The sequence below is a fragment of the Chitinophaga nivalis genome (genome assembly GCF_025989125.1).
GTDB lineage: Bacteria > Bacteroidota > Bacteroidia > Chitinophagales > Chitinophagaceae > Chitinophaga > Chitinophaga nivalis.
Genome location: NZ_JAPDNR010000001.1, coordinates 5,731,802 through 5,755,598, shown reverse-complemented (window position 1 = coordinate 5,755,598; position 23,797 = coordinate 5,731,802). Strand labels below are relative to the sequence as shown.

At 46.0% G+C, this 23,797-nt stretch carries 1 protein-coding gene (only partly in view); it reads left to right on the top strand.

What is annotated here, in order from left to right; translation table 11 throughout:
- Positions 1-23,797: the final stretch of a non-ribosomal peptide synthase/polyketide synthase gene (locus OL444_RS21985; RefSeq protein ID WP_264729694.1), read on the top strand. Its footprint begins 81,563 nt before the window's first position; only the last 23,797 of its 105,360 coding nucleotides appear in the window; its start codon lies off the left edge, out of view; it ends in the stop codon at positions 23,795-23,797.

The window sequence follows — 23,797 nt, the reverse complement described above, 5'->3', positions numbered from 1 at the left end:
AGATTTACTGGCTGATTACCATCATTGGAACCAGTCATTCCTGATTAATGTACCTGAATTGGATAAAACATTGCTGGAGCATACGGTGGTGAAACTGCTGAATCACCATGATGCATTGCGGTTACGTTATACACGTGAAGGGGTGCAGTATTATGGGGATGCTGTAACGGCAGCAAACCTTCGTTATCTGGATATCCGTACCCTGAATGGAGAAGAAGCATTAGCAACCATATTAACACAGTGGCAAAGCGACTTTGATATTTATGGCGATAAGCTGTTGCAGATTGGTTACCTGGAAGGATATGCGGATGGTCGTGCGCGGATTTATATGGCCGTTCATCACCTGCTGATAGATACGGTGAGCTGGCGTGTACTGACAGAAGACCTGGAAAAGATCTATCATTATTTGTCAAATCTGTCAGACAAGTCTACGCTGCCAGCTATCTCTGCTACGGCTGTTTTAGGAGAGAAAGGCAGTAGTTATCGCCAGTGGGCTGCATTGATAGCTGCTTATAAATCTTCACCAAACTATAACACATCAGAATACGATTACTGGTCAGGTATACAGGCCGGGGTGGCGAAGAGCAATGCCTCCCTGCATGCATTGTCGACTAGCATATCTGGTAGCGCTGTATTATCGTTGGATATGCATCATACCGATTTATTGTTAAGACATACCAGTCACGTATACAATACCCGAATCAACGATATTTTATTAAGTGCTTTAGGTGTCGCTTTGTCGCAGGTGACGGGTCTTGACCGCCACCATGTATTGCTGGAAGGACACGGTAGAGAAGAGTTGTCAGCTACCATTGATATTACCCATACGGCCGGTTGGTTTACAACAATGTATCCGATAGAAATTGTGACCACAGGTACAGACTATGGCGCACATCTGATTGCTGCCAAAGAAATGTTGCGTGGCATTCCTGCTAACGGTATCGGCTATGGAGCATTACTGGGTTACCAGCCGGAGGCCTTGCCAGGTATTAGTTTCAACTATCTGGGGCAGTTCGATAAACAGGAAATGGTAAATGATGCACACTGGCATATCAGCAGTGAATACAGTGGTGCATCCATAGGAGGTGCGAACGAAGAACATCATGTCCTCAACATCAATGGATTAATCATAGATGGACAATTACGGTTTAGTATTAGTGGCCGGCTGGCCGGAGCAGTACTGGATGCATTTGCAGCTGGCTATCAACAGGTACTGGAAGAGATGATTGTGCTGTTGTCTGGTGCTACCCGTAGCTATTTAACGGTGAGTGATATTGATCATATCATCTCTCCGGATTATCTGTCTCGCTTACAGTCAACAAAAGAAATCAGTCATGTTTACCTGGCGAATAGTTTGCAGGAAGGTTTTATTTACCATGCGTTGAGCCAGGGAGAAGTGGATGATGCTTATCGGGTACAGATTTCGTGGGAGTATAATCAGGGAGTAGATGTGCCGCTGTTGCAAGAGGCCTGGCGTTATGCGCAGCAACGTTATCCGGTATTACGATTACGTTTCGGATGGGACGAAGCATTAGTTCAGATCATCGATAAAACGGGTCATTTAGACTGGCGCTATACCGATATCAGTGATCAGGAAATAACAGCACAGCAGGCATATCTGCAGGAGCTGTCCCGCACCGATCGTACAGTAACATTTGATCTGGCTGCAGGTAACCTCTTACGGATATACCTCGTGAAACTGGGCACTGATAGCTATGCCTGTATATTTAGTAACCACCATGCTATTCTGGATGGCTGGAGTATGCCGCTGTTACTGAATTATGTGCATGCAGTATATGCAGCATTGCAGCAAGGAGAGCCGATCACGGTACTTGAAGATAACGGTTACCTACATACGCAGCGTTATCTGCGGGCTCACCGGGAAGATAATATTGCTTACTGGCAGGGTTATGTAGGTCAGTTGACCGATCGGGAAGATCTCAGCAGTCTGCTGCCTCCGGAACAACGGCATATTAACTTGTCTGATTACCGGCATATCCTGCAACCGGTGGAAAAAACAATACAGATCAGTGGTGTGCAATATGAAGCGCTGAAAGCATTGTGCGCTGCCAGTGGCTTTACATTGAATGCAGTATTGCAGTATTGCTGGCATAAACAATTAAGCTTATACGGTAACAGCGATACGACGATTGTGGGTATGACCCTGTCCGGCCGTAATCTCCCGATAGATGATATAGAAGACTCGGTTGGTTTGTACATCAATACCTTGCCTGTTATTCTCAAACATGAGACAGGTAGTGTGGTGGCTGCTATTAAAGCGTTACAATCGGATATTAATGAAGTAAACAGCCGCAGCGATGTAAGCCTGAGTAAGTTACAACAAGGAGGAGAACGGTTGTTTAATAGCTTGTTTGTATATGAAAATTATCCGGTTCCTACAGGAGAAGGTGAGGGTGATGGCTTATCTGTTCAGTTCCGTGGCAGTATAGAAAAACTGGACTATCCGCTGGGCGTATCCGCCACTGAGCAAAATGGGGTCATTAGCATAGCATTGAAATATGCCGGAGAGCTTTTTAGTGAAACCACCACCACGCAGCTGCTGGAGGGTATGGCAGGAATAATCGCTCAACTGGCTTTGGATAAGGATATTGCTACCAATGACCTTTCTTATTTATCTGTTGCACAACACCAGGAAATTATTTATAACTGGAATGATACGGCAGCAGTATATAGGAAAGATAAAACGTTGCACCAGCTGTTTGAAGAACAGGTAACGAAAACACCACATCAAATAGCGGTCGTGTATGAGCATACACAATTGACTTATGAAGAATTGAATATCAAAGCAAATCAACTGGCGGCTTATCTGCGGGAAACCCATGCTATTCAACCCGATGAGCTGGTAGCGATTTGTCTGGATCGCTCTGAGTATATGCTGATGGCGATATTGGCAGTACTCAAATCCGGTGGTGCGTATGTGCCAATAGATCCGGGATATCCGGCGGACAGGCTTGCCTATATCCTGTCAGATACCAATGCCCGTGTAGTATTAACCAATGAAGTACATGAGCCGTTGTTGGCTGATTTAAATGCGGCTGTAGCCAGGATATGGATAGATAATGCCGTATTGTGGCGTACAAAACTCAACAGTTATCCGGATGTCAATATGTCTTTTGCAACCGCAGAAAACCTGGCATATGTTATTTATACAAGTGGTACCACCGGTATGCCTAAAGGTGTCATGGTTGAACACCATAGTGTGATTAACCTGGTTACAGCAATGATCGCTATTCATGAACTGGATCAGCATCCACATATCGGCTGCTACTCTAATTATGTCTTTGACGCATTTGTATATGAGGTCTTCCCGGGATTAAGCAACGGTAATAGTTTATATCTGTATAGTGAACAATTGCGGACTTCTCCGGTTGATTTACGGGCTTATACGCTTAGTCACCATATCGGTATTTCCTTTATACCACCGGCTATACTGCGTGAGTTTTTAACGGATCATACAGGGTTATCCTTCATTTATACCGGTGGCGAAAAATTACCTGAGCTGCAGGGAGTTGCCTATACAGGCAAACTGCTCAATGAATATGGTCCAACGGAAGCCACAGTATGTACTACCTTTCACGCTTACCAATCGGGTAGCAGCAGTGCTAATATCGGGCGTCCTGTTGCGAATGCAACGGTATATATATTAGACCGGTATTTACAGCCGGTACCATTGGGGGCAGTAGGAGAATTGTACATCGGTGGTGCGGGGGTAGCCCGTGGTTATCTGAACCAGGCCACGCTGACGGCTGAACGATTTATTGAAAATCCTTTCCGGACGGCGGCAGAGATAGCCGATAACCGGAATGCAAGATTGTATAAGACGGGAGACCTGGTACGTTACCAGGCGAATGGTAATATTGAGTACCTGGGTCGTAACGACTTCCAGGTAAAAATCCGTGGACATCGGATAGAGACCGGTGAGATTGAGAATCGTTTGTTGTCTTATGAAGGTATTCTGCAGGCAGTGGTACTGGCTAAAGACGCGGCTTTGGGTCAGGGCAGATACCTGGTAGGATATTATGTAGCTGATGAACCCCTGGCGCAGGAAGTACTGTTAAGTTACCTGGCAGATTATCTGCCGGATTACATGATCCCGGCTGTACTGGTACATCTGAATAAACTGCCGCTGACGCTCAGTGGTAAGCTGGATCGTAAAGCACTGCCTGATCCGCAATTTACGGATACCGACAATTACCAGGCTCCTGAGAATAGTACGGAAGCGATCATGTGTGACATCTTTGGCCAGATCCTGGGTATAGATGGTGGTAAGATTGGTATTCATGATGACTTCTTCCGGTTGGGGGGAGATAGTATTATCAGCATTCAGCTGGTGAGCCGGTTAAGACAGCAGGCAGGCATTCAGGTGAGTGTTAAAGATATTTTCCGTTACCGGACTATTTCGGCCTTATATGGTAATGTGATTGCTGGCGCTGACCAGCAAAAGATACAACTGGTAACAGAGCAGGGCATCTTGTCGGGAACAGCAGGCTTATTACCTGTTCAGTCCTGGTTCTTTGCACGGGTGACAGCAGGATTGATGGTCGATTACCATCATTGGAACCAGTCATTCCTGATCGATGTCCCCATATTGGATAAGGAATTGCTGGAACTTGCTGTAGTGAGGCTATTGCAGTATCATGATGGTTTACGTTTGCGTTACAGCCGTGAAGGTATCCAATATTATGGTGAGGCAACAACTGCAGTATCGCTGAAATACCTGGATATCCGTATCTCTGATAGTGTAGCAGCATTGCCGGCATTATTGACACAGTGGCAAAGCGACTTTGATGTTTATGGTGATAAGTTATTGCAGATCGGTTACCTGGAAGGATATGCAGATGGTCGTGCCCGGATTTATATAGCGGCCCATCACCTGTTGATAGATACGGTGAGCTGGCGTATTCTAGCGGAAGATCTGGAAAGGATTTATCATTATCTGTCAAATGTTACGGATCGGTCTACCCTTGGGAATATTTCCGCTGCAAATATTTTAGGAGAGAAAGGCAGTAGCTACCGCCAGTGGGCAGCGTTGGTAGCTACTTACAATTCGTTACCTGTTTATCATGCATCAGAATATGATTACTGGTTAGGTATACAGGCCGGTGTTGTAACCGACAATGCCGCTTTGCAGGCATTGTCGGTTACAACACCCGGTAATGCGGCGTTGTCGTTGGATACGCATCATACCGATTTGTTGTTACGGCATACCAGCCACGTATATAATACGCGTATCAACGATATTTTATTAAGTGCTTTAGGTGTCGCTTTATCACAGGTAACGGGTCTTGACCGGCATCATGTATTGCTGGAAGGCCACGGTAGGGAAGAGTTATCGGCTACGATGGATATTACCCGTACTGTTGGTTGGTTTACGACGATGTACCCGATAGAGATTATGACGAGAGGAACTGACTATGGTGGACATCTCATTGCTGCAAAAGAGATGTTACGTGGCATTCCATCCAATGGTATCGGTTATGGAGCATTATTGGGTTATCAGCCGGATGCGCTGCCAGGTGTCAGCTTCAACTACCTGGGACAGTTCGACAAACAGGAGTCGGTAAGCAATGACAACTGGCATATCAGCGGAGAGTATAGTGGTGTGTCAGTAGGTGGGGCAAACGAAGACCACCCTGTCCTTAATATTAATGGCCTGGTGATAAACGGACAGTTGCAGTTTAATATCAGTGGGCGTATGTCAGAAGAGGTACTGCATGCATTTGCAGCTAACTATCAGCAAGTACTGGAGGAGATGATAGTATTGTTGTCTGGCGCTACCCGTAGCTATTTAACGGTGAGTGACATTGATCATATCATCTCTCCGGATTATCTGTCTCGCTTACAGTCAGCAAAAGAAATCAGTCATGTTTACCTGGCGAATAGTTTGCAGGAAGGATTTATTTACCATGCACTGAGTCAGGGAGAGGTGGATGATGCTTACCGGGTACAGGTTTCATGGGATTATGATGATCCAGTGGATGTATCGCTGCTGCAACAGGCCTGGAGTGATGCACAACAACATTATCCTGCATTGCGGTTACGTTTCGGATGGGATGAAGTATTAATTCAGATTATAGATAAAACGGGTGATTTAGACTGGCGCTATACCGATATCAGTGATCAGGAAATAACAGCACAGCAGGCATATCTGCAAGAGTTATCCCGTGCAGATCGTGCAGAGGTATTTGATCTGGCGGAGGGTCATCTGTTACGGTTATACCTGATAAAACGTGCGGAAGATAAGTACACCTTTATTTTCAGTAATCACCATGCTATCCTGGATGGCTGGAGTATGCCATTGCTGCTGAATTATGTACACGCTGTATATGCCGTGTTGCAGAAAGGAGAAACCATCACGGTGGAGGAAGACAACGGTTATATACATACGCAGCGATATCTGCAGGTACACAGGGAAGATAATATTGCTTACTGGCAGGCTTATGTAGGGCAGTTAACAGACCGGGAAGACCTGAGTAACCTGTTACGTCCGGAACAGCGCCATATCAATCTGTCTGATTACCGGCATGTACTACAACAGCAGGAACAAATACTGGAGATCGAGGGTGTACAATATGACGCGCTGAAAGCATTGTGTGCTGCCAATGGCTTTACATTGAATGCAGTACTGCAATACTGCTGGCATAAACAGCTGAACCTGTATGGCAACAGCGATACTACCATTGTAGGAATGACGCTATCCGGCCGTAATCTTCCTATAGATGATATAGAACAGTCAGTAGGTATGTTCATCAATACCTTACCTGTTATCATGGAACATAAAGCCGGAAGTATAATTGAGACTATTAAAACGCTGCAGACAGATATTAATGAAGTGAACAGCCGGAGTGATGTTAGTTTGGGCAAACTACAGCCGGGAGGGGAACGGTTGTTTAATAGTTTGTTTATATATGAAAACTATCCTGTGGCTGCGGGAGGTGGCAGCGGAGATGAGGAGGAAGGCCTTTCTTTGCGGTTTGGTAAGGGCATTGAAAAACTGGATTATCCGTTGGGAATCACTGCCGCTGAACATGGAAATGGAATCAGGTTGGAACTATCGTATGCAGGGGAACTTTTCAGTGAGGAAACAATAAACCAACTATTGTCGGGCATGGCGCTGACGGTAGCGCAACTCATAGAGAATCCGATGGTAACTGCTGAAGTATTGTCTTACATGGGAGCAGCAGTACATCAGGAGGTTGTTTATAACTGGAACGATACCACGAAACCCTATGCCGTTGATAAAACCATCCATCAATTATTTGAAGAACAGGTAAGAAAAACACCTGAAAGTATAGCCCTGGTGTATGAAGGCCGGCCGTTAACTTACCGGAAGCTGAATGAGCAGGCGAATCAGCTGGCGGCCTACCTGAAAGATACCTATGATATTCAGCCGGAAGATTTGATTGCACTTTGTCTGGACCGCTCTGAGCATATGCTGGTTGCTATCCTGGCTGTCTGGAAATCGGGAGGGGGATATGTACCAATGGACGCTGGTTATCCGGACGATCGTATTGCCTATATTGTATCAGATACGCAAACGAAGGTTATTTTAACGAATACAGTTTATGCTGCCCGGTTAAAGGTACACAGCGGAGCTCCGGTAGTGGAGAGCATTGATAACGTTGCATTCCTGGCAGATGTTATAGCCGGATATAAGACCGATAATCCGGATGTATCCAGTCAGTCAGATCATCTGGCCTATGTAATTTATACCAGTGGTACTACAGGTAAGCCTAAAGGAGTAATGATTGAACACCACAGTGTCGTAAATCTGGTGAGCGATCTGCATATACGATATGAGTTCGGTAATGACGAAGTTATCTTACAGTTTGCCAGTTATGTGTTTGATGCGTCCGTGGAACAAATGTTGCTGGCGCTCCTGAATGGACATACACTGCTGGTAATTAAGAATGAAAGTTGGCGCGAAGAAACTTCGTTTATTGAAACACTGATCGCCAATAAAGTGACTTATATCGAAATGACACCTTCGTTTTTACAACAGGTGCCACTTGGTAGTATACCAACTTTACGGCGGGTAAACTCCAGTGGTGAACACCTGAGTACTGCCTTGCTGCAGAAATTGAAGCAGGAGCATTATATGCTGATTAACGCCTATGGGCCAACGGAAGTGACAGTGAGCTGTATTGCAAATGTGGATGTCGATAATACAAGTATTGGCCGGCCTATTGCCAATACTACAGTATACGTGCTGGATAAACATTTGAAGCCGGTTCCTGTCGGAGCAAGCGGGGAATTGTATATAGGGGGTGCAGGCGTAGCCCGCGGTTATCTGCATCTGCCGGGATTGACAAATGAACGGTTCATCAAAAATCCTTTCCAGACAAAAGAAGAAGCGGAAAGACCATACAACAGGAATGAACGGCTTTATAAAACCGGTGATCTGGTAAGATTCCTGTCCGACGGTAACCTGGAATACATTGGACGTAATGACTTCCAGGTGAAACTACGTGGTTACCGTATTGAGTTGGAGGAGATTGAAAACAGAATGGCTGCTTATGCCGGCATTAAACAGGCGGTCGTATTGGTGAAAGGAGCTTCATCTGAATACAGCAAGTATCTGGTAGGTTACTATGTAGCTGAGGCGGCATTGGAGGAAGCAGCATTATTACGTTATTTGGGTGAGCACCTGCCTGAATACATGGTGCCCGCGGTATTGGTGTTCCTGGATAAACTGCCATTGACCATCAATGGTAAACTGGATCGGCGTGCGCTTCCTGAACCACAATTTGATGTTACCGATAACTATCAGGCGCCTCAGAATGATATGGAGGCCATGATGTGTGAAATTTATAGCCAGGTGCTGGGTATTCCTGTCGATAAGATTGGTATCAATGATGATTTCTTCCGCCTGGGTGGAGATAGTATTGTCAGTATTCAGCTGACAGGCCGCTTAAGACAACGTGCCGGTATACTTGTGAGTGTGAAAGATATTTTCCGTTACCGTACTATCGCGGCGCTTTATACGCATGTAATTGCAACTGCACAGGCCGTGAAACTGGAAGCCGAACAAGGAGTATTATCAGGTGAAGTAACATTGTTGCCTGTTCAGTCCTGGTTCTTTGATCAGGTGGAAACAGGAATGTTTATCGATTATCATCACTATAACCAGGCATTTTTGATAAATGTACCACCACTGGATAAAACGTTACTGCAACATACCATCGTTAAGCTGTTGAATTATCATGATGCGTTACGGTTACGCTACACACGTGATAGGAAACAGTATTACAGCGAAGCACTGTCAGATCATGAAATCCGTTACCTGGATGTGCGTACCCTGGATAATGAGGCGCAACTATCCGGTGTTTTGACGCAGTGGCAAAACAGTTTCGGTATTTATGGAGATAAGCTGGTGCAAATTGGCTACCTGGAAGGGTATACAGATGATCGTGCAAGGATATTTGTGTCCGCGCATCACTTGTTGATTGATACCGTGAGCTGGCGTATTATCAGTGAAGACCTGGAAAAAATATATCATTATCTGGCAGGTGTCACAGACAAATCTACCCTGCAAAATATATCGGCTGTCACTATTTTAGGTGATAAAGGAAGTAGCTATCGTCAGTGGTCTTCGTTAGTGGCGGATTACAGTACATTGCCGGCATACAGGGAAACTGAACGGGATTACTGGCGGAAAATACAAACAGGTATAGCAATATCCAATACAGCAATTATGGCGTTGTCAGTACCTGAGGTAAGATCTGCCGTACTGTCGCTGGATAGTGATCATACCAATTTGCTGTTGCGTGAAATTAATCAGGTGTACAACACACAGATTAATGACGTTTTATTAACTGCGTTGGGAGTCGCACTGGCTAACATAACAGGAATGGACCGGCATCATATATTGCTGGAAGGACATGGTCGGGAAGAACTGGCAGATACCATTGATATTGCACGCACCGTGGGTTGGTTTACGACCATGTATCCGATTGAGATTGTCACTGTGGGTACTGATTACGGGGTACATCTGGTAGCCACCAAAGAAATGTTACGGAAGATACCCGCTAATGGTATCGGATATGGAGTCCTTTTAGGATATGAAGGAAACGCACTGCCTTATATTACCTTTAACTACCTGGGACAATTCGATAAGGCTGCAGCGGAAAATCAGGATAACTGGCATATCAGCGGTGAAAGCAGTGGTATATGGGATGGCGCTGCCAACAAAGACTATCACCTGCTTAATATTAATGGATTAGTCATAAACGGACAATTACAATTTACTGTCAGCGGACGTCTTGCGGCTGCTGTGCTGGATACGCTGGCCTTGTCCTATCAGCAGGCATTGATAGCTATTATTGACAACCTGTCTGGTACCGGCCGGAGTTACTTAACTGTGAGTGATGTAAATCATGTTGTTACTGCTGAATACCTGGCGGAATTACAGGCGGAGAGAGAAATCAGTGGTGTATATCTGGCCAATAGTCTGCAGGAAGGATTTATTTATCATGCCCTGAGTCAGGGAGAGATAGATAGTGCTTATCATGTTCAGATGGTGTTTGAATACGATAATGTACTGGATGTTTCCCTGCTACAACAGGCATGGATGCATGCACAGACCCATTATAGCGCATTGCGGCTTCGTTTTGGCTGGCAGGAAGGATTGGTACAGATAGTGGATAAAAAAGGCGTATTGAATTGGTATTATACAGATATCAGTGAAGCGGACGCCATCACCCAGGAAAAACACCTGGAGAACCTGCGGACTACAGATCTTGCCACTAAATTCGACTTGTCTGTTGGTAACCTGTTGCGGTTATACGTCGTGAAACGTGGAGAACGTCTCTATACCTGTGTTTTCAGCAGTCACCATGCCATATTGGATGGTTGGAGTACCCCACTGTTACTGAATTATGTACACACGGTCTATTTACAATTACTGACAGGTCAGGAAGTGGAGGTAGTGGAAGATAAAAGCTATGCATTGTCTCAGCAATATCTGCAGACACACAGGGACGACAGTGTTGCTTATTGGCAGTCATATGTAGGACAATTAACCACACAGGAAGATTTGAGTAGCCTGTTGCGTCCGGATCAGCGAAATATTACCCTGTCTGCATACCGGCGTGTCCTGCAACCGGAAGAACAGTCGATGGAGATTGGTGGAATCAGGTTTGAAGTGTTGAAGGCATTGTGTGTGACACACGGATTTACCCTGAATGCGGTGTTGCAATACTGCTGGCACCGGCAGCTGAGTCTCTATGGTAATACAACTACTACCGTGGTAGGTATGACGGTGTCTGGCCGTAATATTCCGGTGGACGATATAGAAGAGTCAGTAGGGATGTATATCAATACATTGCCGGTTATCGTAGAACATGAAGCGCGTAGTGTCATCGCTGCCATTAAAAAATTACAGGCCGATATCAATGAGGTGAACAGCCGGAGCGACATTAGCCTGGGTAAGTTACATCAGGGAGGTGACCGCTTATTTAACAGCCTGTTTATATATGAGAATTACCCGATTCCTATGGGAACTGATGGGGAAGAAGGGGATGCATTATCGATACAATTCCGCAGTAATGTGGAAAGACTCGATTACCCCTTGGGAATTGTAGTGTTGGAACAGGGGAACAAGGTATGGACGGAATTACAGTATGCCGGAGAATTGATTACAGCGGAAACCGCCAGGCAGTTATTGTCAGGAATGGAGTTGCTGATAACGCAGCTGACAGAAAATCCGGATATCACAACAACAGCGCTGACACACCTGGATGCCGCCATGTACCAGGAAATTGTATATAACTGGAACGATAGAACGCAGCCATATGCGGCAGATAAAACCATTCATCAGTCGTTTGAAGAACAGGTGATCAAAACGCCGGACCTGACAGCTATTATATTTGAAGGTAAAACCCTGACTTACCGTGAGCTGAACGAAAAGGCCAACCGGATGGCTGCCTATCTGCACGCCACATACAACATTCAGCCGGATGAACTGATCGCCCTCTGTCTGGATCGTTCCGAGCATATGCTGATTGCGATATTGGCGGTATTGAAAACCGGTGGCGCCTATGTGCCAATGGATCTGGCATTCCCGGATGAGCGAATCGTATATATCCTGGCTGATACGGATACAAAAATCATATTGACGAATGAAATACATGCAGCCAGACTGATAGCCCTGGAACAAACGGTGGCAGTTGAAAGTATCGATAATGCAGCCTGGCAGTCGATGCTGGAGGAAAACTACCCGGCGGATAACAGACCGGTATCGGGTACCTCCCGCGACCTGGCTTATGTGATTTATACGAGTGGTACAACCGGTAAACCTAAAGGGGTGATGATTGAACATAGAGGGGTAATAAATCTGGTAACGGATCTGCATGTACGTTATGGATTCGGACAGGATGAAGTGATATTGCAATTTGCCAACTATGTATTTGACGCGGCTATTGAGCAAATGTTGCTGGCACTCTTAAACGGCCATAAATTATTAATCATTAAAAAAGATAGCTGGAGTGATGAAGAAGCCTTCATTCATACACTGACGATCAACAAGGTAACCTATCTGGAAATGACACCTTCCTTCCTGGAACAGTTGCCGGTTGGTAAGGTGCCTACCCTGCGCCGTGTCAATTCCAGTGGTGAGCACCTGAGTACAACGTTGCAGCATAAACTCAATAAAGAGCACTATGAGCTGATTAACGCATACGGACCTACGGAGGTAACGGTTTCCTGTGTGGTTAACCTGGACAGCAACGCTTACCATATTGGTCGTCCTATCGCCAATATAACCGGGTATGTACTCGATCGCTATTTGAAACCGGTGCCTGTCGGAGCTTTAGGTGAATTGTACTTAGGAGGAGATGGCGTTGCGAGAGGATACCTGCGTCTTCCTGACTTAACAAAAGAACGTTTCATCGTCAATCCTTTCCAGACAGCAGCCGAGCAACAGCAGGACCGCAATGGATGCCTTTACAAAACAGGTGACCTGGTGAGGTATTTACCGGATGGTAATATCGAATATATCGGTCGTAACGACTTTCAGGTGAAAATCCGCGGATATCGTATTGAAACCGGTGAGATAGAAAACCGGCTGGCATCTTACCCGGGTATCCGCCAGGCAGTAGTACTGGCGAAAGATTCCTTATCCGGCCGCGGTAAATACCTGGTGGGGTATTATGTGGCAGATGAAATCCTGGAAAAAGAAAATATCCTGGCCTATCTGGGAAGTTACCTGCCGGAATATATGTTACCTGCTGTACTGATACATCTGTATAAATTACCGTTGACCATCAATGGTAAACTGAACAGGAACGAATTACCTGATCCGCAGTTTACAGATACCGATAATTACCAGGCGCCGGAAAATCCAACAGAAGCAAAACTGTGTGAAATATTTGGTGAGGCCCTGGGACTGGATGCAACAAAGATCAGCGTATTGGATGATTTTTACCGCCTGGGAGGTAACAGTATACTGGCGATCCGTTTGGTGAACCGGTTGAATAAAGTGATGGGGACCGATGTAAATGTATCGGTACTTTTCACCTGGAGAACCATTCGCAAGTTGGCTGAACATTTATTGTCCGGCGAAGGAGGTGGCATTAAAATATCAGCGCCTGCCGTATTACATCCGGAAGAACAGTTGTTGTCTTTTGCACAGGAACGGTTATGGTTTATTGAAAACTATGAGGGGGGCAGTTATGCCTATAATATCCCGACGGTGCTGAAACTGCCGGCTGGTGTTCATACGGATAGCATGATCGCTGCATTGAGAGCAGTAGTACACCGGCATGAAGTATTGAGAAGTGTGATCAGAACAAGCGAAACCGGTAGTAGTTACCAGCAGGTACTGGATGATGTATTACAACCTTTATCAATCATCACAGAGGAATTGTATAGTAAACAGGAGCTGGAAGTACGCCTGTTGGAGATGTCGGAATATATATTCCGGCTGGCAGCCGAATATCCGGTTCAGGCAGCGGTATATATCCTGCATACAGTTGATGGCGTGAAAGAGCATTACCTGAGCCTGGTGTTTCATCATATTGCTTTTGATGGTTGGTCTACGGCTGTCTTTATGCGTGATCTGGAGCATAGCTATCTTTACTATGCCGCGCTGGCAGCAGGAGATACGGGGCGCGCAGCGACGTATGTATTGCCTGCATTACACTTGCAATACAAGGATTTTGCACTTTGGCAGCGTAATTATCTGACAGGTACCGTATGGGATCTTCAGGTATCTTATTGGAAAGAAAAACTGGCGGGTTATGAAACATTGTATCTGCCAACAGATAAACCAAGACCTGCACAGGTGAGCTATGAAGGAGCTGATTTTGCATTCGTAATAGATAAAGTGGTGGCTGAAGACCTCCGGGCCGTATCAAAAGCACTGGAGGTGAGTATGTATAGCTTGTTGCTGAGTGGTTATTACCTGTTGTTAAGCAGCTATAGTAAACAGCAGGATATTGTAATAGGTAGCCCGATATCTAATCGTCATTACGGAGAAGTGGCAGACCTGATTGGCTTCTTTGTGAATACATTGGCTTTGCGGGAAAAAATAGATCCGGATCAGTCATTGGTTGATTTTATCAGACAAGTCGGAGTGGCTGCCACAACCGCACAGTTGTATCAGGATCTTCCTTTCGAACGGTTGGTAGAAGCGCTGAAAGTGGAGCCGGATACGTCCAGGCATCCTGTCTTCCAGGTAACGTTTGGAATGGAGACATCCGATAAAGAAGAGGCAGCAGTGGGCAGCATGTTTATTCCCTATGCAGAAACAGATTACAGCAGTGTGGCTAAATATGATTTGTCCGTCATGTTGCAAGACAACGGGGAAGAGTTGGTGTGTCTGTTAAACTATGCTACCAGCCTGTTTAATCAGGATACTATCCTGGGTTATGCACGCACCTACAATGAAATACTGACGCAGCTGGCTTCACTTACATCAGTCGCACAGCATAGCCGGAAAATAAGGTCATTACAATACCTGGACCAGGCGCAGCATCAGGAAATGATATATAACCGGAACGACACAACGAAAGTATATGCAACCGATAAAACACTGCACCAGCTGTTTGAAGAACAGGTAGCGCACACACCAGACCACATCGCCGTAGTCTATAAGGATGTACAGCTGACCTATAAAGAGCTGAACGCCCGTTCCAATCAACTTGCGGCTTATCTGCGGGAAGTGTACGCTATTCAGCCGGATGAACTGATCGCCTTGTGTCTCGACCGCTCCGAACATATGCTGATTGCCATACTGGGAGTATTGAAAGCAGGTGGCGCGTATGTGCCATTGGACCCTGCATATCCGGCAGAACGCATCGCATACATCCTGTCTGACACAAATACGAGACTGCTATTGAGTAATGTAGCACACCGTCCTGAACTGGGCATGCATACTGTGGAAACGTTATATATTGATACTGCGGAAACAGCAGCCATCTGCACATTGTATGCAGTTACCGATCTGGCGCCGCTGGCTACAGCCGGTAATCTGGCATACGTTATTTATACCAGTGGTACTACAGGTGTGCCTAAAGGCGTGATGGTGGCCCATCATAATGTGGCTAATCTGGCTTGTCTGCAGGCAGACCAGCTGGGATGGAAAACGGGCGGAGCAGATAGCGGCTATCTGCGTTTCCTGCTCTATGCCAATTATGTATTTGATGCACACGTATGGGAGCTGTATACAGCGCTGATCAATGGCCACACTACTTATCTGGCAGATGGCGATACAAGATCAGATATTATTTTGTTACAGGCGTATATTGCAGCAAGTCATATTCAGGTGGCTATTTTACCGCCTGCGCTGCTTGACCAGGAACATTTACTGGATCTGGAAATATTGATAGTAGGAGGGGATGTTACGCCGGCGCATGTGATGGCAGCTTACCACCAGCAAGGAGTGAAGGTGATAAACGCGTATGGGCCAACGGAAATAACGGTATGCGCTACCTGGCATATTTATACGACTGATAGCAGCAATACCAATATCGGCCGTGCGGTTACCAATGCCACGTTATATGTACTGGATGATTATTTGCAGCCGGTTCCGGCAGGTGCTGTTGGCGAACTGTATGTGGGCGGCGCCGGTGTGGCCCGTGGTTATCTGAATCAGCCAACGTTAACAGCAGAACGGTTTATTGCGAATCCTTTCCAGACCGCAGCAGAAAAACAAGCAGATCGCAATGCGCGGCTGTATAAAACCGGTGACCTGGTGCGCTATTTATCAGATGGGAATCTGGCTTATCTGGGGCGTAACGACTTCCAGGTGAAGGTCCGGGGCTACCGCATCGAAACAGGTGAAATAGCCACCCGCTTATTAGCTTATGCCGGCATCCGCCAGGCTGTGGTATTGGCAAAAGATACCCCTGCCGGAGAAGGCAAATATCTGGTAGGTTATTATGTGGCGGAGGAGCAGATCGATGCATCCATACTGTTGGCGTACCTGGGAACTTTCCTGCCGGATTATATGGTGCCTGGTGTACTGGTACATCTGAACCAGCTGCCAGTGACGGTGAACGGTAAGGTGGATCTGCGGGCACTGCCTGATCCGCAATGGATACATACAACGGAGTATCATGGACCGGAAAATGAAATAGAGACAAAATTAAGCGAAGTATTCGGTCATGTACTGGGATTGCAGGCCGCAAACATAAGTATACATGATGACTTCTTCCGGCTGGGAGGTAATAGCATTCAGGCGATCCGCCTCGTGAATCAGGTAAATAAAAAACTGGGTACGACTATCGCGGTATCACAGGTTTTCACGCATCGCACTATCCGGATGTTGGCAAAACAACTTTCAGATGGAAATACCAATGAGGTGCGGATCGTAGCCCCTGTAGTGACACGTCCGGAGGAACAGCTGTTGTCTTTTGCACAGGAACGCCTATGGTTCATTGAGAAGTATGAAGGCGGCAGCACAGCTTATAACATACCCCTTGTATTGAAATTGCAGGGAAGTGTACATATTGACAGCCTCGTTGCAGCCTTGCGGGCCATCGTACACCGGCATGAAGTATTAAGAAGCCTGATCAAAACAAGCGAGGCCGGCAACGGTTATCAACTGGTAATGGATGATGCTATACATCCTTTACCGTTAAATGTGATTGATCTTTATAACAGACATGAGCTGGAGCTGAATTTATCCCAGATGGCTACCCATGTATTTAACCTGGAAACAACCTATCCTATTCTGGCCGACATGCTGATCTTGCATACAACAGGACGTGCCAGTGAATATTATCTGAGCATAGTATTGCATCATATTGCATTTGATGGTTGGTCTGCAGATATTTTCCTGCAGGAGTTGAACAACAGTTATCATTATTATGAGGCATTGAGGGTAGGCGAGCTGGGGAAAGCGAATAGCTATATATTGCCTCCATTGCCATTGCAGTATAAAGATTTTGCACTATGGCAGCGGCGTTATCTGGTAGATGCCGTATTAGATCAGCAACTTTCTTATTGGAGAGGCAAGCTGTCGGGCTACGAAACCCTGCATTTGCCTACTGATAAAACCAGGCCGGCCATGATCAGTTATGAAGGAGCCGACATCGGTTTTGTAATAGATAAAGCGACTACTGATGAGTTGAAAGCCTTGTCGAAAGAATTGAAAGTGAGTATGTATAGCTTGTTGTTGAGTGGTTATTATCTCCTCCTGAGCAGTTATAGTCATCAGAAAGATATTGTGGTAGGTAGCCCGGTTACTAACCGGCATTACGGAGAGGTGGCCGAGCTGATTGGATTTTTTGTGAATACGTTGGTATTACGGGAAGAAATCAATCCGGAGCAGCGGTTGGTCGACTTTATAGAGCAGGTTGGTACTGCAGTAATCGCGGCACAATTGCATCAGGATCTGCCTTTTGAAAAATTGGTGGATGAACTGGAGGTCACACCAGATACATCGCGGCATCCTATATTCCAGGTATTATTTGGTGTGCAGAGCTTCGGCGGAGAAGTAGTAGCTGGTGATCAGTTATTTATCCCATATGGCGGAAATGACCTGGCTGCGGCCAAATATGATCTGACTATGATGTTGGATGATAGCGGAGAAGAACTGGTAGGGGAATTCAATTATGCTACCAGCCTTTTTGAAGAGGATACTGTGCAGGCCTATATCCGGACCTATAAAGAAATATTACGTCAGCTTGCCGGATTAAGGTTGGCGCCACAACGCAGCAGGAAAATCAAATCATTGCATTATCTGGACCAGGCGCAGCATCAGGAAATTATTTATAACTGGAACGACACCACGAAAGTATATGCAACCGATAAAACTATCCACCAGCTGTTTGAAGAACAGGTAGCGCGCACGCCAGACCACATAGCAGTAGTCTATAACGGTGTACAGCTGACGTATAAAGAGCTGAACGCCCGTTCCAATCAACTGGCCGCTTATCTGCGGGACGTGTACGTTATTCAGCCGGATGAGCTGATCGCGTTGTGCCTCGACCGCTCCGAACATATGCTGATTGCCATACTGGGAGTATTGAAAGCAGGTGGCGCGTATGTGCCAATGGACCCTGCATACCCGGCAGAACGAATCGCCTACATCCTGTCTGACACAAATACGAGACTGCTATTGAGTAATGTAGCGCATCGTCCTGAACTGGCCGTGCATACCGTAGAAACATTATATATTGATGCCACTGAAACAGCAGCTATCTGCACATCGTATGCGGTTACCGATCTGGAGCCGCTGGCTACTACCGGTAATCTGGCATACGTTATTTACACCAGTGGTACTACCGGTGTGCCTAAAGGCGTGATGGTGGCCCATCATAATGTGGTTAATCTGGCTTGTCTGCAGGCAGACCAGCTGGGATGGAAAACGGGGGGAGCGGACAGCAGCTATCTGCGTTTCCTGCTCTATGCCAATTATGTATTTGATGCCCATGTATGGGAGCTGTATACAGCGCTGATCAATGGCCACACTACTTATCTGGCAGATGGTGATACCAGAACAGATATTACTTTGTTACAGGCGTATGTAGCAGCAGGTCATATTCAGGTAGCTACCGTACCGCCGGCCTTACTTGATCAGGAACATTTGCTGGATCTGGAAATATTGATCGTGGCAGGTGATGTTACGCCGGCGCATGTGATGGCAGCTTACCACCAGCAAGGAGTAAAGGTGATAAACGCATACGGGCCAACGGAAACAACGGTATGTGCTACCTGGCATATTTATGCGGCTGGTAGCAGTAATACGAATATCGGCCGTGCGGTTACGAATACCACTGTGTATGTACTTGACAGCAGCCTGCAACCCGTACCCATAGGTGCCATTGGAGAATTATATGTTGGGGGCGCCGGTATATCCCGAGGCTATCTGAATCAGCCAACGTTAACGGAAGAACGTTTTATCGCGAATCCTTTCCGGACCACTCAGGAAAAACAAGATAACAGGAATGCCACGTTGTATAGAACCGGCGACCTGGTGCGGTATATGGCTGATGGTGATATCGAATACATAGGGCGTAATGATTTTCAGGTGAAGATTCGTGGGTACCGTATTGAATTGGGAGAGATAGAAAGCCACCTGGCAGCCTTGCCGGGCATACGGCAAGCGGTAGTACAGGCGGTAGACGCCCCCGCAGGAAATGGTCAATATCTGGTAGGTTATTATGTGGCAGAGGATAAATTGAACCACGAATCATTATACAGCTATTTGCATGCAGCTTTACCTGAATACATGGTACCGGCAGTATTGATATACCTGGAAAAACTGCCGCTGACCATTAACGGTAAGCTTGACCGGCGTATGCTGCCTGATCCGCAATTGCTGGAAGCTGACAACTATCAGGCACCGGAAGATGAGATGCAGGCACGCATGTGTGATATCTATGCACAGGTGCTGGGCAAAGAGGCGCATCAAATTGGTATTCAGGATGATTTCTTCCGCCTGGGAGGAGACAGCATTATCAGCATTCAGCTGGTAAGCCGTCTCAAACAGCAGGCGGGTATTCATGTAAGTGTGAAGGACATTTTCCGCTATCGGACGATTGCTGCACTTTACAGACATGTAGTAACAGCGGCGCCGCAGCAGGCAGTACAAGTCGATACAGAACAAGGCATATTATCAGGAGAGGCAGGTTTGCTACCTATTCAATCCTGGTTCTTCGATCAGGTAGAGAAAGGATTATTACCTGACAGGTCTCACTGGAACCAGTCATTCCTGATTAATGTGCCTGCACTCGACAAAGCATTGCTGGAAGAGACAATTATCCGTTTATTAAACTATCATGATGCATTGCGGCTGCGTTATACACGTGAAAATGTACAGTATTATAGTGAAGCAGTGACGGCTGCAAATGTCCGTTACCTGGATGTAAATACGATGGGTAGTGCAGAGGAGCTGATGGGAGTATTAACAACATGGCAGCAGGATTTCGACCTGTATGGAGATAAACTGATGCAGGTAGGTTATCTGTATAATTATCCGGACGGGCGTGCGCGGATTTATATAGCGGCACATCACCTGTTGATTGATGCGGTGAGCTGGCGTATACTCACGGATGATATGGCCAATATTTACCGACATCTGTCTGATAGCACAAATAGGGCAGGCTTGTCAGATCTGGCTACCGTGAACATTTTAGGTAATAAAGGTACCAGCTATCGCCAATGGACGGCATTAGTCGCAGATTATATGGCACAGCCATCCTATCAGGCATCAGAATATGCCTATTGGTCCAGGATACAGGCCGGTGTAGCGGCATATAATACCTCCCTGCTGGCGTTGGCAGCGCAGGAAGAGCACCAACATACGGCTTCCCTGTTACTGGATGTGTATCACACCGGATTGTTATTACACCAAACCAGTCATGTTTATAACACCCAGATCAATGATATTTTGCTGAGTGCATTAGGAGCCGCATTATCAAAAATGACAGACCTTGAGCGGCACTATATTGTATTGGAAGGGCATGGGCGTGAAGAATTAGCTGATACCATTGATATAACACGTACGACCGGCTGGTTTACAACGATGTATCCAATTGAAATTGTAGGGAAGGGAAATCACTATGGAGAATGTATTATAGCCGCCAAGGAAATGTTACGGGAAGTGCCGGCTAACGGTATCGGCTATGGGGCATTGTTTGGCTATGCACTGGAGCATTTGCCCCTTATCAGTTTTAACTACCTTGGACAATTTGATAATCAGGCAGCCGAAGCTGGTGCAAGCTGGTACATTTCCAGCGAAAATAGTGGACTGGCAGTAAGCGTTGCCAACAGCAATCATGATCTCATCAGTATCGATGGGTGGGTGATAGACGGACAGTTACAGTTCGGTATTTCAGGTAATTTCAGCGCAGACTGGCTGAATCAGCTGGCTACAGCTTATCAGCAGGTATTGAAAGAAATGGCTGTTTATCTATCGGGTATGAGCCGCAGTTATTTAACAACAAGTGATGTAGATCATATTATCTCGGCAGACTATTTATCAAGATTGCAGGCGGGAAAAGAGGTGGCCGCAATTTATCGCGCCAGCAGCCTGCAGGAAGCATTTATTCAGCCGAGTGAAGGAGACGTGCATGAAACCTCCGTGATACAGGTAGTGTGGCACTATACGACTTCGTTGAATGAATCATTCATGAAACAGGCATGGTCGTATATACAGCAACGTTATCCGGCATTGCGGCTACGCTTCGGATGGGAGAAAGTACCTGTACAGATTATTGATAAAGCCGGATATATGGACTGGCGTTATACGGATATCAGTCATCAGGATACTGCATACGGGGCTGCTTACATGAAACAGTTACAAGTAACAGATAGATCTGAATTGTTTGACCTCGCCGCAGGTAATCTCTGGCGGTTGCAGCTCGTGAAATCAGGTGAGACAGCATACACCTGTCTGTTCAGTTATCATCAGGCGATCCTGGATGGATGGAGTATTCCGGTGTTACAGAAAGAGGTACATAAGGTTTATCTGCAATTATTGGAGGGGGAACAACTCCTTATACAGGAAGATACCAGTTATGTATTGTCTCAGCCGCAACTGTTGTTACAGGCAAAAGATAATATCAATTACTGGCAGTCCTATATCAGTCAGCTGACCGTACAGGAAGAACTGAGTGGTTTATTACGTCCGGAAATGCGGGGTATCAGGTTGTCGGATTACAGATATGTGCTACAATCGCAGGAACAGTCACTGACCATCACCGGTGCATTGTATAAAGCCCTGAAGGAGCTGGCAGATACACAGGGTATCGCCATAAGTGCCGTGTTGCAGTACAGCTGGCACAAGCAACTGAGCCTTTATGGTAATAACAATGTCACAGTAACCGGTGTACCTGTATCGGGCCGTTACCTGCCGGTAGATAATATAGCACAGGCGGTAGGATTGTACGGTAATATTGTGCCGATAATATTGCATCATAAAAACAGGGATGTGATCAATGCCATTAAAGACCTGCAGGCAGATGTGGAAGCGGCGCAAAATCACAGCTGTGTGGATGTTCATCAACTATGGCAGGAAAGAGCAACCGGATTCGATAGCCTGTTTATGTACGAAAAAGAAGTGGTCGGAAAAGGAGGAGAAGAGGCGCCGGCTATACAATGCCACGGAAGTGCAGCGGCATTTGCTTATCCGTTGGTCGTAAACGTGAAGGAGGGTGAAACGGCGATAAACATCACCTTGCAGTATGCCGAAGTCTTGTTTGAAGAAGAAATGATGGTACAGTTACTGTCAGGAATGAACTGGATTATAACACAGCTGACAGATAACACAGCAATAACCACCCGTGCACTTTCCTGGATCAATCCGGATCAGCACCAGCAGATGGTATATAACCGGAACGAACCAACGTATGTACTGGACAGCTATTTACAACCTGTTCCGGTGGGAGCTATCGGAGAGCTATATGTTGGTGGCATGGGTGTAGCCGATGGGGATTTGAATCAGCCAGCATTGACAGCGGAGCATTTTATCACTAATCCTTTCCGGACAGCGGCTGAAATACAGGCTGGCATAAATGCACGATTGTATAAAACAGGAAGCCTGGTGAGATACCTGCCGGATGGTCAGCTGGAGTACCTGGACCGTAGCATTGCCGGGGTGAAATATATCCCGGGTGATTTTACGGAGGATTTTGATCCTTACATCACCATAAATGCTGAAAATGAATCTGATCCGATATTGTTTATGTTACCACCGGCAGAAGGAGGTGCGGAAAGTTATTTAGGTAACATTATACCGGAATTTAAGAACAAGATGATCGTCGCATTTAATAACTATTATTTGCACCTTGCGCAAAAATTAGATCAACAGGAAATGGATAAAATCGGATTTGAATTTTTAGCGGCCTATTATATCCAATTAATTAAAAAGATACAACCAGCTGGCGTGTATCACCTGTTTGGATGGAGCTTTGGGGGCGCACTGGCATTTGAAATAGCCAGGCAGCTGACAGCGAGTGGTATGCAGGTGGAAAGTTTACAGATGGTAGATACCTATTTCAACTGTAAGCATGTGGCTCATGTATTAAATACGGATCAAATGGGCGCGATTAATATAAATTATACGCCGGATGTTAACGGGAAACCAGTAGCAGCCAGAATGATCCTGTTTAAAGCGTTGACGATAGGAGAGCAGATGTTGAAAAATAATTCTGCTGAAATGATGCGTATTATCAGCCATTATGTTTCGGTGCCTGATAACTATTTGAAAGAAGTAATAAAAGATGCGCCGATTGAGATTATTAATATTGACGCAGATCATGACTCCTGGATGCATAATAGCGTGATCATTGATCAAGTGGTTGGCTATCTGGCATCCAATAAAAATTAA